Origin of the sequence: Ruminococcus sp. NK3A76, assembly GCF_000686125.1 — a bacterium.
Classification (GTDB): Bacteria; Bacillota; Clostridia; order Oscillospirales; family Ruminococcaceae; genus NK3A76.
The window spans coordinates 3,338,571-3,353,683 of record NZ_JMMA01000002.1; the positions used below are offsets into that span (position 1 = coordinate 3,338,571).

Consider the following 15,113-nt stretch of genomic DNA (forward strand, 5'->3'; position numbering starts at 1 on the left):
GCAGCGGCCGGCACACGGGTTTTTGATGACTTATTTTAAGAGGAGGCAGGCTTTATGTCACAGGCTAAATGGTATGTTGTTCACACCTATTCGGGTTATGAGAATAAGGTAGCTGAGAATATTGAAAAGGTCGTTGAGAACCGTAAGCTGCATGAGCTTATCGAGGAGGTAAGGATACCTACCGAGATGGTTTCCGAGATCAATAAGGACGGAAAGACAGTTCAGGCAGAGAGAAAGCTCTTTCCGAGCTATGTGCTCGTGAAAATGGTGATGACAGATGAGAGCTGGTACATAGTAAGGAACACCAGAGGTGTCACAGGCTTCGTAGGCCCCGGGTCAAAGCCCGTTCCGCTCACCGAAAAGGAAGTAGCGGCGCTCGGCGTTGACAGAGGCGGCTCGGCAGTTGAGGTGACATTCAAGGTAGGCGATTCCGTTAATGTTATCGGCGGCTCGTTTGACGGTTTTGTGGGCAGAGTTACTGCAATAGACACCGAGGCACAGACCGCAGAGGTCGTTGTTTCGATGTTCGGCAGAGAGACACCTGTTTCGCTCCCGCTTTCACAGATCAAGGCAGAGGAATAAAGAGCTCAAGACATAGGCAAAGAGGAAGGCGAAGAAGGTCTTCCGTAAAGTGGGAGAGTTGTACTTACCACACAGCTCGCCTTACCACAATTTATGGAGGTGCGTAAAATGGCACAGAAGGTAGTAGGCTATATAAAGCTTCAGATTCCCGCAGGAAAGGCAACACCTGCTCCGCCGGTAGGTCCTGCACTCGGACAGCACGGCGTTAATATCATGGCATTCACAAAGGATTTCAACGAGAGAACAAAGAACGATATCGGTCTTATAATCCCTGTTGTTATCACAGTTTATGCTGACAGATCATTCACATTTATAACAAAGACTCCGCCTGCAGCAGTCCTTATAAAGAAAGCCTGCAAGATAGAGAGCGGTTCGGGCGTTCCGAACAAGACAAAGGTAGCTACGATCACAAAGGATCAGGTAAAGGCTATCGCAGAGCAGAAGATGCCCGACCTTAATGCAGCAAGCATTGAGACAGCTATGAGCATGATCGCAGGTACCTGCAGATCTATGGGCGTTGTAGTAGAGGACTAACAGACAACTTCGTTTTTTAACGGAGCGTGGGAGGAAATTTCCGCTATCACCACTTAAAGGAGGATTTTTTAATGAAACATGGCAAGAAGTATGTTGATTCAGAAAAGCTGATCGACAGAGCTAAGTTATATGATGCCCCCGAAGCACTTGATCTTGCAGCTAAGGGCGCAAAGGCAAAATTCGATGAGACAATAGAAGCTCATATCCGTCTCGGCGTTGACTCCCGTCACGCTGACCAGCAGGTAAGAGGCGCTGTTGTTCTTCCTAACGGTACAGGTAAGAGCATCAAGGTGCTCGTATTCTGCAAGGAAGATAAGTTCGAGGCTGCTCAGGCAGCCGGCGCTGAGTATGTAGGCGGTATGGATCTCGTTGAGAAGATCCAGAAGGAAAACTGGATGGATTTCGACGTAGTTATCGCTTCCCCTGACATGATGGGCGTTGTTGGTCGTCTAGGTAAGGTGCTTGGTCCCCGTGGCCTTATGCCTAACCCGAAGGCCGGTACTGTTACTCCCGATGTTGCAAAGGCTGTAACAGATGCTAAGGCTGGTAAGATCGAGTACAGACTTGACAAGACAAACATCATCCACTGCCCTATCGGCAAGGCTTCCTTCGGTGCTGAGAAGCTTGAGGAGAACTTCAACACTCTTGTTGAGGCTATAGTTAAGGCTAAGCCTGCTGCTGCTAAGGGTCAGTACCTCAAGAGCATCGTTGTTGCTTCAACAATGGGCGTTGGTATCAAGGTAAATACTGCTAAGTACGGCGTATAATAACGTATATAAAAAGAGCTGCTGCGGCGGCTCTTTTTTTAACTATTTATATGGGGGCATAAGAATGACCAAGGACAACTACCTCGAATGGTGTAAAAGCATCGCAGGTGCATCTCAGGACAAGCCGTTTAAAAACGACTTTGACACGGTCGTGCTGCGGCATACTGACAACAGAAAATGGTTCGGTATCGTGATGTGTGTCAAGGGCAGGTGGCTCGTTGACCTTAAGACTGACCCGATGGAGGGCGATGTGTACAAGTCCGCCTACGAGGGCGTGACCCCTGCATACCACATGAACAAGCGCCACTGGATAACTGTCTACTTTGAGAGCGATGTGCCGGACGAGCTGCTCTGCGGCATGACACTTGCGAGCTTCGGGCTGACAAAGTAGCTTTGCATTATTTGTTCAGTTTGCGTATTGAAAACTATTCAGAAATATGTTAAACTTGTATGAGGAAAAGTTTGATTTTTTTCGTTTTCGCAGAGGTCTGAAAATGGCCTGAGAAAAAACGTCGAATCAAATTTCGGAGTATAATAACGGACAGTTAACGGTGACATTCCAAACATCGAAAATGTTGAAAACTCTGTTGAAATTGTTAAAAAGTCGGGCTTCAAACACCGGTTTTTCACAGAAAGCGGCTCAAACTTTCAACAATGGTACTAAAAAACGGCTTTTGGTGTACCGTTTTGTAACCTTTATTACACGGTTGATTATAAGCAAAATTTGCATTTTAAGGGTAAAATTTCAGACAATTGACGTGTTTAGTGACCTATCTTTAACAAAAACGGAGGGGATGAAGTTGACATTCAGAGCTAAGGCAGCGGCGGCTATTGCAGCGGCTGTGATGTGTGTTTCGGTAGGGTTTGCAGGGCAGACGGCTATGGGTACTTTCATAACTGCACAGGCTTCGCAGACCGAACAGCAGTTAAGGAGCATATCGGATATCCAGAGCGATTGGATAGGGAATATCTTCTACACAGGGCAGGCGATAGAGCCTGAGCTGACACTGCACGACTACAGCCAAAACTATGTGCTCGTAAAGGGCACAGACTACAGTGTGACCTTTGAGAACAACGTAAACGCCGGCAAGGCAAAGGCTTTGATAACCGGCAAGGGGCTCTATCAGGGTCAGAAGACGATAGAGTTCGACATAGGCAAGAGGCCTTTCTATTCCGAGACAACGGTGACGGCCGCCAAGAAGGAGTATGACTTTACAGGGTATGAGATAAAGCCTGATGTAAAGGTCGTTTCGGCAGGCAAAACGCTTGTAAAGGGCACAGATTACACGGTGTCCTATCAGGACAATACAAACATAGGCACAGGCCGCATAATCGTCAAGGGCATAGGCAACTGCGAGGGCGAGCTGCAGACTACATTCTCGATAACCGCCGGGCAGATAACGGCTTCAAATGTTACTCTTGCAAAGACGAGCTATGCATACACCGGCAAGGCGATAACCCCCGGCGTGACTGTGAAAATTGGCTCCAGGACGCTCGTTAAGGATACTGATTACACAGTGTCATGCTCATCAAACACCAAGGCAGGCACTGCTAAGGTGACAGTTACAGGCAAGGGCACATTCAAAGGCACGGCGACAAAGAGCTTTACCATAACCAAGACAAGCATTTCAAACCTTAAGCCGACGGCAGCTGCTTCAAAGTATGCATACACCGGCAAGGCTATCACTCCTGATGTAGTTATCAAAAACGGCGGTGTGAAGCTAAAGAAGGGCACAGACTACACCCTTTCTTACAAGGCCAACAAGGCGATAGGCAAGGCAACGATAACCGTTACCGGCAAGGGCAGCTACACAGGCAGTGCAAAGTGTACTTTCCAGATAGTTCCCAAAAAGGTGACAGGCGTAAAGGCGGCTGCTGCATCAAAGACCGTCGGCAAGCTGAGCTGGACAAAGACCGGCAATGCAAGCGGCTACAGGATATATCAGTATAACACATCTACCAAGAAGTATGTGAAGCTAAAGACGATATCCTCAAACGCAACTGTCAGCTGCAAGCTCACAGGGCTTAAGGCAGGCGGCAGCTACAAGTACAAGGTAAGAGCATACAAGAAGATCAAGGGCGTTGTTTACTGGGGCACACCGAGTGCGGCTGTTACACTTAAGCTCGCAGCGAACGGCACACCTGTTGCAAACCACGGCAGGCTGAAGGTAAGCGGTGCGAACATCGTTGACGCAAACGGCAAGAAGTTCCAGATGATAGGTATGTCTACCCACGGTCTTATGTGGGAGGATTTCTCAAACATCACCTCAAAGGCATCTCTCAAAGTGCTGCGTAATGACTGGGGCGTAAACACCATAAGACTTGCTATGTACACAGAGGAGTACGGCGGCTACACAACTGGCTCGGGCTTCAAGTCACAGGCCAAGCAGAAGGTCATAGACGGTGTCAAGAACGCAACTGATCTCGGTATGTACGCAATAATCGACTGGCACATCTTAAAGGACGGCAACCCTCAGACACACCAGAGCGAGGCCGTAGCGTTCTTTACCGAGATGGCCAAGAAATACAAGGGACAGAACAACGTCATCTACGAGATATGCAACGAGCCAAACGGCGGCGTTACATGGTCAAGAAACATCAAGCCCTACTGCCAGGCGATAGTCAGCGCTATAAGAAAGTATGACAAGAACGCTATCATCGTATGCGGCACAGGCACATGGAGCCAGGACATAGACCAGGTGCTCGGCAACAGGATAGACGACAAGAACTGCGTCTACACGCTGCACTTCTATGCAAACACTCACACCGACTGGCTGAGAAACAGAGTTACAAGCTGCTATTCAAAGGGTCTGCCGATACTTGTTACTGAGTTCGGCACCTGCGATGCATCGGGCAACGGCGGCTTCAATGCGGCTCAGACAAAGACATGGCTCAGCCTGCTTGACAAGTACATGATAGGTTACATGAACTGGAGCGCCTGCGGCAAGGCAGAAACAGCCTCGGCGTTCAAGAGCGGCACAAACCTCTCCGCAATAAAGAAGGGCACCACCCAGCTCACCGAGAGCGGCAAGCTGATACGCTCGCTTTACAAAAAGAGGACAGGCAAATAAGAATAAGAATACCCCCTGCGGCCGTGATGACTGCGGGGGGTGATGTATAAAGAAGATGATAAATATGGAAAGGAAAGAGATAATATTATATGAAACAGCAGATCATGCTGTAAAGCTTGATGTGACGACGGACAGGGATACGGTGTGGCTAAACAGAGCGCAGATTGCAGAGCTGTTTGACCGAGATGTAAGTGTTATTGGACGACATATCAATACGGTATTTAATGAAAAAGAACTTGATAAAGAAAGCAATGTGCAAAATATGCACATTCCAAATTCTGACAAACCGGTCGATTACTACAACCTCGATGTGATAATCTCGGTGGGATACCGTGTAAAGTCGCAGCGTGGCGTGGAGTTTCGCAGGTGGGCGAACGGAGTGCTCAAGGATTACATAATCAAGGGGTATGCTGTCAATAATAAGCGTATAGAACAGATAGGCGAGGTCATACGCATTATGAAGCGTGCAGAAAATCAGCTTGATGCAAAACATGTGCTGTCGGTGATAGAAAAATTCAACACCGCACTTGATCTGCTTGATGATTACGATCATCAGACAATGAAAAAGCCGGCAGGAAACAAGGCAGTATATGTGCTTGATTATGACGAGTGCCGCAGGGTGATAAATGAGATGAGGTTTGCATCAGACAGTGAGCTTTTCGGCAATGAAAAGGACGACTCCTTCAAGGGCAGTATCGCAAACATCTATCAGGAATTCGGCGGCGTGGAGCTTTACCCCTCGCTTGAAGAAAAGGCTGCGAACCTGCTCTACTTCGTCACCAAGAACCACAGCTTTTCAGACGGCAACAAGCGCATAGCGGCGGCGATGTATTTATATTTTCTTGACAAGAACGGGGCACTGTTTCTTGATGATGCCAAAACAGAAAAAGCCATAGCCGACCAGACGCTTGCCGCACTCACGATAATGATAGCCGAGTCACAGCCGAGCGAAAAGGAAATGATGATAAACGTCATTATGAATTGTATGGTCAAATAGTTTCCCCCCTGCGGCCGTGAAAGGCTGTAGGGGGGGTTCTATTTAGTAGGCATACGACCTACATCGATCTCCTTTTCGAGAACGCCTTCATCGTCATATATGTATACATAAAACAGATTTATCCCTTCGATGTCGGTATTCTTCGGGTATTTCCTTGTCTGAAAATATCCGATATCATAAACTATGCCATTATCTGTGGTCGTTTTTTAAGGCAACACCGCACAAAGATTGTGGTACAGATACGCAGTCAGAATTTTCGTCAGATTGCCCAAATTTACCGCAGGAATACTAACGTATTTCAAGGTGAATTTGGGTGATATGACGGAAAATCTGCAAGTAGATGTGCCGCAAAGCTCTCAGGCGGTCTTTGTGCGGTGTTGCCTTAAATTCGATACCGAGATGTGAGTCTGATATCTCGCCGTTTTTGTCGATCGTCATTCCTTCTCGGGGAATGCTCACCATTCTCTGCCCTCGTTGTTTTTTTCAAGAATATGCCCGTCTTCGGGGTCAACGAGGAATCTTCTTCCTAAAAAGTCATTTACCTGCAAAAGCCCGTCGGACTCTCTTATGTACATTCCTGTGTAGCACACCGACGAGCTGGCTGCCTTTGGACTGCCTGTTCTTTTGAAAAACCTACCGCTTTTTTCTATCTGCCACAGTATATTTGCCTCAAAGTCAACGCAGAAGATGTTTGCAGGATCATCTGCGCCGTTTGGGATATCCAGCAGCACAATGACCCGATCATCGGTTATATCTATCTGTCTGATGTTATAGTCAAAATATATATCGTGATGATCAATATGGAGATCGTTCCCGTTTATTTCAATGTTCATTTTAGTTTATCCTTTCGGCCGGGTCAGTTGTTATTTCTATAGGCAACACCGCACGAAGATTGTGCGCAAATTGCGCAGTCAGCTTTTTCGTCAGATTGCACAGATTTTCCGAAGGAATACTACCGTATTTCAAGGAAAAAATGTGTAATATGACGGAAAAGATACAAGTAAGTTGCGTACAAAGCCTTCAGGCGGTCTTTGTGCGGTGTTGCCTATATACAATATACCGGAATAAGTATTCACATATCAATATTTAAACATATTACATAGCACAGTAAAAGCATTACTGCACTCAGACAGCCTAAACCGATCATAAGGTCTTTTCTTATTTTTGCCAGCGGTATGTTATAACATAAGAGCAAAAGAAAACAAAACAATACTGAAAGGTACGCATTTCCGTTTACGAGCATAAACCACCAGGAACCAAAAATGCAAAGGATAATATTACTGATAATTGTATCTGTCATGATCGTTCGTCTGCTCAGTTCTGTTATATCATCATCTTCAAGCTGACTGACAAGAAAAAAATATCTTAGGAAAATAATACCTAATCCTGATACATAGCAAATAGGATAACCTATCAGATCTCTGTCATTACCATAGAATCCTCCGGTCGCTGTTTTACACAATGATACGCCGAACAGAAACGGTATGAATGATAATACAGTTGCGATTTTTTGTTCTTTTTTATTCATATGTATGTACTTCCGATGCTTTTACTTAAATTTATATGAATATTATATCATTACTGACTTATTATGTCAATCTCCGCACCGCAGGCATTGATTATTTTACATATAAAATACAGTTTTTGCAGGGAATTTTTGAGTAATAAGATAAATTTTCAAAAAGTGCTTGACAAGTGCGTATGGATATGATATAATATTATCTGTCAAGCGGCAGTGCTGGAATAGGCAGACAGGCACGTTTGAGGGGCGTGTGTCTTTGACGTATGGGTTCAAGTCCCATTTGCCGCACCATCTAAAAGCTCGTAAACACGGCGTTTACGAGCTTTTTTCATGCCCAAAAACATAGCCTGTCCATTAACTGTCCATTATTGTAACTTGGCTGTCCATTGTGTGACCTGATGTAAGTTTATTCAGCTTGCATCGGGCTTTTTCTTTTTAAAGTCAAGCACATTTGCGATAGCATCGCCTGCCCTCGCCTGCGCCTGCTGAAAGGTATGGCAGTAAATGGAAGTCGTTGTTCCGATAACACTATGTCCTAACGCACTCGACACAGCCGCAGGGTCAACGCCCTCGTTGATGAGGGAACTGGCGTAGAAGTGCCGCAGGGAGTGTATGTCGCAGAATTTGAAATCGTGGCTCTCGCAAAACCTCTTGAACCAAATGTACGGCGTGGTGTGATACATCGGTAATCCGTTCTCCTGCACAAAAAGTCTGTCGGTGTCCGTCCACTTGCTGCCAATAAGCGCCCTGAAAGCGTCCTGCTCTGACTTGTAGCTTTTCAGTAAGTCCATTACATGGTCGGGAAATTTAAGTGAGCGCTGCGACTTTTTCGTTTTTGTAGTGTCGGTGTAGGTGCCTTTGCTTGCGGTGTAGTTGGACGTTCTCCAAACGCTTATGATATTATTATCAAAGTCAATGTCCTTCCACTCCAAGCCCAAAAGCTCTCCCCTGCGAAAGCCGCTGTATATCGCCAATGTAAAGAACACCTTGTATTTTAAAGGGGCGTCCTCCAACAGCTCAAACAGCTTTTCGACCTCTTCAAGCGTGTAGATCTCTTTTTCTTTTTTGCTGCCCTTCGGCACGCTGACCTTAGCACACGGGTTGTCCGACAGCATATCCATTTTTACCGCATAAGCAAAAACGTCGCTGATAAAGCTTAAATGATGAACCACCGTCTTGCGTGAAAGCGGCTTGCCGCTGCGGAGATTTTTGCCGTTCTGCGACAGATCATTGATAAACTGCTGAATATGCCTTGCGGTTATCTTGTCTATCCGTATATGCCCGAGCGCAGGATATACCCTCGCTTTGAGGTTCTTCATTCGCTCAAAAGATGTGTTCCTAAGATTGAGCCTCGCATACTCCTCAAACCACTGCTCTGCAAATTCCTCAAATTTCACATTCGCTGTGACTTGCCCTCTTAGACACTTTTCTTCAAACAGTATCGCTTGCTTTTGAACTTCCTTCTCTGCCTGCTTTACGGTCATTCCTTCCGGCGGTTTCCAACTCATAGTCTGCACGACTTGCTCACCGTTCAGCTTGTACCCACACGATACCCTGATCTGATATGTATTTCCTCTTTTTCTGATATTTGCCATGTCTGATCCCTCCTATAATCAGACCCTTGACATCTCTGTAATTATTATTATACACCATTTCACGTTGTAAAGCAATAAAGCGAATTGAAAACTTTTTATTACAAAGATGCCGGTCTGTTTTCTTTTGTCCTTTTATCTTTTTCTCTTCGGGTGTAAGAAATTATCCAGCTTTTCCTTTAATCCCTGCTTGTGGATAAAATCCATTACCCTGTCAAATCTGTTCTTTAATGATGATAACTCATCTGTAAGACCTGTTATGACCTTATTGAGCCTTGACTGCTCGTCTTTTAGAAGCATTCTTTCCTTGTTCAGCTTGTTAATAAGCTCGACCTTTTCTTCCAACGATAGCTTCATCAAGTCTATTTCTTTGTTGAGCTTGGTGTTCTCTGCCTGCAAATCAACTTGCTCCGAAACGCTGTCATAATATTCCGAGAACTGTATATCCAGTTCTATATATTTTGCCGAGAGCACTTTGTTCTCCTGCTTTAAACTTTCATTCTCATTGCAGAGCCGTCTGTTTTCCTCTGATAGCTCTTTGTTCTTCTCTTCAAGAGCTTTGGCGGTAACATATCCCTTTGCTGCCGATGCCAGCGTTTCAAAGTCTGCCCTTTTGACAGACACCATATTAAAGGGAAGATTTGTGGTGCTGATGCTGTCAACGGCTTTGACCTCTTCCACCTTGCCTTGCAGGTCGGCAAGCTGTTCTTCTGTCTTTTTGATTTTATACTCTTCTACGGACAGATGCACGGCGCTGCTGCCTTTAACACCTCGTTCAAGGTCGTAACCGCAGTTTGTCACCCACTCATAAAATTCGTCCTGTAAGCGTGAGTAGCTGTCCCTGCCTTTCCAGAATTCGGAGGCATTTATTCTGCGGCAGGGGTTGCCCTTCCTGTCCTTGCCTTTGACTGTCGGGATAAAGGTAAGGTGCATATGCGGCGTTTTCTCGTCCATGTGAACGACTGCCGACACTATGAATTCCTCACCGCCGACCTTGTGAGCGGCAAATCGGTAGGTGTCAAGAAAAAACTGCTTTGTCCTCTCCTTGCCTATGCGGTCAAAGAACTCTTTGTCGGATGTTATGATAAACTCACAAAGTATTGTGCTCTGCTTCTCGCCCGTAAGACGAAGATTGCCTTTTAAGCCATAGGCTTCCTTTATGCGGTAGAATTCTTTTTCGTAGCTCGTCTCTTGCGGCTTTTTTATTGCATAGTTTTCGTGTGTGCGGGAATGATCTATGTCCTTGTTTGTGTAATTATGATTGCGCCTTTCATTGTGCCTTTCCACAAGAGGCACTGCACCCATTTTGTGATTTGCGTTCCTTATAATTGCGTAGCTTATGTTTTTCTTGTCTCCTTTCTTTTTTAAAGCCAAACTATCCCACAAGGATAGTTGTAACCCACTAGGACTATTTGACAGGCAAATAGTCCGGTGGGCAAGCAGTTCCTCTTGACCCCTTTATTGTCGGGCTGCGCCCTCCCTTTTGGGAACGGGCGCTGCCCGATATTTTTATGCGCACACCGCACCGAGGTATTCAAGCAGGCTGTCTCGGCTAACGAGTATTTTTCCTCGCTCGCCCTGACCACACCTGATAAATTTCACCTTGTTTTGCTTTACCAAAGTTCTGACGGTGTGCTCGGTAAGCCCCGACACAAGCTCGGTACATTCCTTAATGGTGAGCATTTGCGGAGCAGAAGGCTTGCTTACAGCTATGGCAGGGGTGTCCTTTTCGACAGGGATAAGCTGCTGCAATAGATCAACTACCTGCCGAATCAGTTCATTCTTTTCTTGTAAATTCAAGTGCCTCCTCCTTTCGTTTTGTCAGCTCTTCGATCTTTGTTAGCATTTCAAGCTGAGTCTCCTCATCAAGCTCAAAGCGCAAGCGCCTCACCATAGTCTGCTCGGATATACCGAGTGCAGCGGCAAGCTGCCATTGGCGCACGCCCTTTGCTTTGAGTTCCTCTCTGATAATTTGATTTGCCATTTGTCTTCTCTCCTTTGTATTATTTTGAGGGTATCTTCCCTCTGATAATAATGATAACACGAAAAATGCATCTGCGCTGTATGTTTCATAATCCGAAAAAAATGAAAGCGGCAGACTTGAAATTTCATATGTGGAATGATGATATGGAGAAGGAATAAGAAAAAACTCCTGTTTTTGAGAATATTTAAATTATTCTAAAAAACGTATTGTTTAATCACTTTTGTTCTGATATAATATTATTATAAATCTATTAAGAAAGCAGGGATCATATAATGATAAACCGCAATTTAATGTTTAAGCCTGAGAATAATATTTTTCAGAAAGATACGGAAGAGATCAGCCGACCAGTCAAAACCTTTATCGATCCTTCTTTAAATAATATCAAGTATGGTGAAAAGCTGGAAGAGCTTTTGAATGAATTGGGAATCAAATATGGAGACTTTGCTAAATCCATAGGTATGACAAGAGATAATTTAGCCGAAATCAGGAATGGCATAAAAGCCAGACCGCTTAAGGATGATATAAAGGCTATAATAAACCTTGCACTGAATAAGGAAATGTACTATAAGGGCTATAAACATATGCCTGCAGAGGAGTTTGGCAAGCTGTTTGCCGAGCTATGGGAGGAATTCAAGTCCGATATAATCCAAGAAGATTTTGCTGTTAAAGCAGGACATAACAACCAAAGCCATATCAGCCAGAAAAAAACCGGAGATGAACTTGTAAGATCAACAAAAGAACAATATGATTACCTGTTGGCATTTTATGACCTCTGTAAAAGGAGAACTCACTACTGGTTCAGCGACAGAAACTCCGGCCTTGAGTTTTATACACGGCATCGTGAAGCTGCTGCTAAACTGGAAAAGCTGTTGTTCGGCAGCCCGGTATCACACGATACGTTAAGTGATAATGAAAACAACGATGAAGAGCTGTCAGTAACTGTTATTAACACAGTCATAGAGCATCTTATAACTCTGCCGCAAGAGGCACAAAAACTGATCCTGTCATATCCATATGCATTCTTTGATTCGCTTGCAGCTCCGAATTTTCACCATTCCGACGGAAGCTATATAAGTGCCGGTGAGTTTATCGAACGGTTCAGGCAGCTTACCAAAGATGAGAGACTTCGCTTCTATAACGATATGCAGAAACTTAACTCAGATGAAAAAATAAACAATTACATTTATAACAGCAGCGATTGGTTTCTGTTTGACATAAATCTGCATTATCAGAATATGATAAACAATGCAAGACACAGAAATATTGCCGATCCTATCATTACAGGCTGTTATAATGATGAAAGCGATCCGATACATGACATCAGTCTCGACAGCTTCCGTTCTGATAAAAAGAATAAGAAAATTGACAGTGAAAAGCAAAGATACTTATTTGAAGGCGTGATCAGCTCTTTTGATAAAAGATGCTGGAAAAACCGCCCGAAGGATATTATTACAGATACTATTATAGATGATATAGAATACAGGCTGAATATGAGTCCTTTTGAGTGGCATTTGTGGGCACTGTATGCCTCATATGTTTATACCTTCCATTCTGACAAAAGAATAGAGGTTCTGTTTAACAAAACAGAAATCGAACAGGGGCTTTCGGTCATCGCCGATCATATCATAAGCCTGCCTTTTGACAAACAGGAAAAGATCTGCCTTAACCCTATGTTTTTCTTTGATTCTATGGCGCTTTGCAGTATAAATTATGATAGTAAATCATCGGTAGTATATCTCAAAGCTCAGATGCTATTTGAGCAGTTTGATGCTCTGTCTGATGGAGAAAAGCAGCAGTTTATTAATAAAACTAAAGACTTTCGTGATATGTCAAGCGATTATGCAGGCTATCCTATAAGGTGTGATTACTACGATAATTACAAAGAAATACCTGTTTATGGTAATGCTCAAACCCAGAAAGATGCAATAATGGAATTCTTATTTTATCTTACGAACTACACATCTGACGAAACAGCCGCTTACAAAGAACTTGCAGAACTTGTCATAGATGACATTTCGTATAAGCTGAGTATGAGCCAGGAGCAGTGGGATATTTGGTGTCTGTTTATTGAGACCGTGTATAATATGTCATTCGGATCTTCCAAAGCCGTTTCAGCTTTAGAAGTACTTAATAGAATAATAGAGGCTGTTAAGAAACAGTAAAATCACTAGTATTTCTTATAAACAGCTTTTAGCTACAAAAAGGTTATTCCCAATCAAGGGAGTATCCTTTTTGCTTTGCCTTAACTGTATTAAGCTGTTTTGACCATAATAAAAAATGTCCGCAAAAAAGAATAATCAGAGTATTCCTTCTGAGGTATGGATTTACGCTTCGGCTTATGATAGAATAACATCATCGAAGACAGGGCGGCAGCAAACCGCCCGACAACACAAAGACCCAAACGGAGGAAGATAATATGGATTTTATTGAAAGATTAAGAGACCCCGAGAGCATTACAGATTATCACCTTGTAGCATTTATAATACAGCTTGTGGTGATTGCAGGGGTTGTACTTGGTTTCTATAAGTTTATTATGGTGACCGATGCAGGCAGATATGAGCTCGATACTGAGGATACATTTATATCATCAGTAATAAAAGACCTGAAGACCGAAGAAGGCGAAGAAAAGTTTCTGCGTAAGATACCCTCGCTTAATTCGGATCATGAAAAGGTACAGACCGACAGATTTATAGACATTAAGAATCAAGGCTTGTGGTTCACCGATAAACAGGATGTTATGTTTACAGGCTATCTTTTGGGTATGTATTTTGCCAACATAATACTTGTCGTTTTAGGTGCAGGACCTTTATATAGGCGTATAAAAGAGGTTTTGAAAACACTCTCAATAAAACTGTTACCCGGAATCTTTTTGATATTCCCATTTATAATATGGGCAGGTATCATGTGTGGTGTTTTCTATATAATGGGGATCACAACTATGTTTTTAGCTCCCTTTATTCTTGCTTATCATCTGATAATGGGTATCATTCAGATAGTAATAAAGATCAAGGACTGACAACAAACCGAAATCAGAAAGGAACAGGTGATACTATGTTAGAAACATATAAATCAAGCAATATGCTGCCTAAGAAAACAACAGTTGAGGATTGCAGGGGCAGCAGAGATACGGATATCATAACACAGCAGTTCTCAAAAGCAAGGCTTTATCTTGTGGGCGAGATAGACCAGAAAATGGCTATGGACTTTGTCGCAGCCATGTCTGTGCTTGCCGACGAGCAGAGAGATGTGGAGATAATAATAAACAGCCCAGGCGGCGAGGTTTCGGCAGGGCTGGTGATATATGATATTATACAGTCATATCAGTACAGGATAACAATGTACTGCACGGGGCTTGCGGCGAGTATGGGTGCTGTTATCCTTGCAGGCGGGCAAAGGGGCAGGAGGTATATTCTGCCACATTCAAAGGTGATGATACACGAGCCCCTTATATCGGGCGGTATGGGCGGCTCGGCAACCACCATAGAAAAAACGGCACAGAATATTCTTGAAACCAAGTCGGTGCTAAACAAGATACTTTCCCGCCACACAGGCAAGACCATAGAAAAGATCAACGAAGCAACGCTGTTTGATAATTATATGACCGCAGAGCAAGCCGTAGAGTTTGGTATCTGTGATGATATAAGAAGCTTTTTTACACGATAAACAACCACAGACGCATAGATATGAAAGGAATGATAATTATGGATAATAGAAACATAACTACAAAAGAATACCCCATAAGCTACATTTGCTGCTACCACACACCATATAATTCGCAGGAATTTGAAGCGGTAAGTTGTACTGACATAGCGGCTGCCATGGAAAAAGCGAAAACAGATCTTTCAGCTTATCATTTTGTTGACAGCATTTCTTTCGGTGACGATGAAACAAAGGTCGAACTCATACCCGATGATATAATTTTATCAGGCGGTATGATCAAAGTTACGTCAGGCTGTTATATTTATCAATGGCATACCGACAACATATGCTCGGCACTTGCTGATAAACTGCCTTTCGTGATTTGCAATAATAACGTGATTTCATAATCGGATAATATGGAACAG

General features: G+C 43.9%; 16 protein-coding genes and 1 tRNA gene. 11 read left to right on the forward strand and 6 right to left on the reverse strand.

Going from position 1 to position 15,113, the window contains the following annotated elements; genetic code table 11:
• Nucleotides 1–54 precede the first annotated feature (54 nt).
• The 6 genes from nusG (at nucleotide 55) to CD05_RS0115600 (ending at nucleotide 5,951) form a co-directional block, all read left to right on the forward strand.
• Nucleotides 55–582, forward strand: a complete 528-nt coding sequence (nusG, locus tag CD05_RS0115575) for a transcription termination/antitermination protein NusG (RefSeq protein WP_028511263.1) — start codon at nucleotides 55–57, stop codon at nucleotides 580–582.
• 108 nt (nucleotides 583–690) lie between these two features.
• On the forward strand, nucleotides 691–1,116 hold the full coding sequence (rplK, locus tag CD05_RS0115580; protein ID WP_028511264.1) for a 50S ribosomal protein L11: 426 nt from the start codon (nucleotides 691–693) through the stop codon (nucleotides 1,114–1,116).
• Nucleotides 1,117–1,187: 71 nt separating this feature from the next.
• Nucleotides 1,188–1,883, forward strand: a complete 696-nt coding sequence (rplA, locus tag CD05_RS0115585; RefSeq protein WP_028511265.1) for a 50S ribosomal protein L1 — start codon at nucleotides 1,188–1,190, stop codon at nucleotides 1,881–1,883.
• Nucleotides 1,884–1,947: 64 nt separating this feature from the next.
• Nucleotides 1,948–2,274: an MmcQ/YjbR family DNA-binding protein gene (locus tag CD05_RS0115590; protein ID WP_028511266.1), complete on the forward strand. Its 327-nt coding sequence runs from the start codon at nucleotides 1,948–1,950 to the stop codon at nucleotides 2,272–2,274.
• Nucleotides 2,275–2,683: 409 nt separating this feature from the next.
• Nucleotides 2,684–4,954, forward strand: a complete 2,271-nt coding sequence (locus CD05_RS20125; protein ID WP_051589072.1) for a cellulase family glycosylhydrolase — start codon at nucleotides 2,684–2,686, stop codon at nucleotides 4,952–4,954.
• A 64-nt stretch (nucleotides 4,955–5,018) separates the two neighbouring features.
• Nucleotides 5,019–5,951, forward strand: a complete 933-nt coding sequence (locus CD05_RS0115600) for a virulence protein RhuM/Fic/DOC family protein (RefSeq protein ID WP_028511268.1) — start codon at nucleotides 5,019–5,021, stop codon at nucleotides 5,949–5,951.
• 455 nt (nucleotides 5,952–6,406) lie between these two features.
• Here the strand turns inward: CD05_RS0115600 and CD05_RS0115610 are convergent, their stop codons facing one another.
• Nucleotides 6,407–6,784 carry a hypothetical protein gene (locus CD05_RS0115610; RefSeq protein WP_028511269.1) on the reverse strand — a complete coding sequence of 126 codons (378 nt, stop codon included), beginning with the start codon at nucleotides 6,782–6,784 and terminating at the stop codon, nucleotides 6,407–6,409.
• A 239-nt stretch (nucleotides 6,785–7,023) separates the two neighbouring features.
• The gene (locus tag CD05_RS0115615; protein WP_028511270.1) at nucleotides 7,024–7,479 is read right to left on the reverse strand and encodes a hypothetical protein; all 456 of its coding nucleotides are present in this window, start codon (nucleotides 7,477–7,479) and stop codon (nucleotides 7,024–7,026) included.
• 201 nt (nucleotides 7,480–7,680) lie between these two features.
• On the opposite strand from CD05_RS0115615, the gene CD05_RS0115620 reads away from it, so the two are divergent.
• Nucleotides 7,681–7,764, forward strand: a tRNA-Leu gene (locus CD05_RS0115620).
• Nucleotides 7,765–7,883: 119 nt separating this feature from the next.
• Here CD05_RS0115620 and CD05_RS0115625 read toward each other — a convergent pair.
• The 4 genes from CD05_RS0115625 to CD05_RS19065 all read right to left on the reverse strand — a co-directional run bounded on the left by CD05_RS0115625 (nucleotide 7,884) and on the right by CD05_RS19065 (nucleotide 11,049).
• Nucleotides 7,884–9,068 (reverse strand): site-specific integrase, encoded by a 1,185-nt coding sequence (locus tag CD05_RS0115625; RefSeq protein ID WP_028511271.1) that lies wholly within the window; start codon nucleotides 9,066–9,068, stop codon nucleotides 7,884–7,886.
• Between the two features lie 132 nt (nucleotides 9,069–9,200).
• Nucleotides 9,201–10,439, reverse strand: a complete 1,239-nt coding sequence (gene mobV, locus CD05_RS0115630; RefSeq protein WP_028511272.1) for a MobV family relaxase — start codon at nucleotides 10,437–10,439, stop codon at nucleotides 9,201–9,203.
• Between the two features lie 135 nt (nucleotides 10,440–10,574).
• Nucleotides 10,575–10,865, reverse strand: coding sequence for a helix-turn-helix domain-containing protein (locus CD05_RS0115635; RefSeq protein WP_028511273.1), 291 nt, complete (start codon nucleotides 10,863–10,865; stop codon nucleotides 10,575–10,577).
• Entirely contained in the window at nucleotides 10,843–11,049 is a 207-nt protein-coding gene (locus CD05_RS19065) for a hypothetical protein (protein ID WP_028511274.1), read from the reverse strand. The genes CD05_RS0115635 and CD05_RS19065 overlap by 23 nt, the downstream gene beginning before the upstream one ends.
• A 272-nt stretch (nucleotides 11,050–11,321) precedes the next feature.
• Between CD05_RS19065 and CD05_RS0115645 the strand changes: the two genes are divergently transcribed.
• The 4 genes from CD05_RS0115645 to CD05_RS0115660 all read left to right on the forward strand — a co-directional run bounded on the left by CD05_RS0115645 (nucleotide 11,322) and on the right by CD05_RS0115660 (nucleotide 15,095).
• On the forward strand, nucleotides 11,322–13,211 hold the full coding sequence (locus CD05_RS0115645) for a hypothetical protein (RefSeq protein WP_028511275.1): 1,890 nt from the start codon (nucleotides 11,322–11,324) through the stop codon (nucleotides 13,209–13,211).
• A gap of 254 nt (nucleotides 13,212–13,465) precedes the next feature.
• On the forward strand, nucleotides 13,466–14,065 hold the full coding sequence (locus tag CD05_RS20970; RefSeq protein ID WP_028511276.1) for a hypothetical protein: 600 nt from the start codon (nucleotides 13,466–13,468) through the stop codon (nucleotides 14,063–14,065).
• A 35-nt stretch (nucleotides 14,066–14,100) separates the two neighbouring features.
• Nucleotides 14,101–14,712, forward strand: coding sequence for an ATP-dependent Clp protease proteolytic subunit (locus CD05_RS0115655; protein ID WP_028511277.1), 612 nt, complete (start codon nucleotides 14,101–14,103; stop codon nucleotides 14,710–14,712).
• A 20-nt stretch (nucleotides 14,713–14,732) separates the two neighbouring features.
• Nucleotides 14,733–15,095: a hypothetical protein gene (locus CD05_RS0115660; protein WP_156947522.1), complete on the forward strand. Its 363-nt coding sequence runs from the start codon at nucleotides 14,733–14,735 to the stop codon at nucleotides 15,093–15,095.
• The last annotated feature ends 18 nt before the right edge of the window (nucleotides 15,096–15,113 follow it).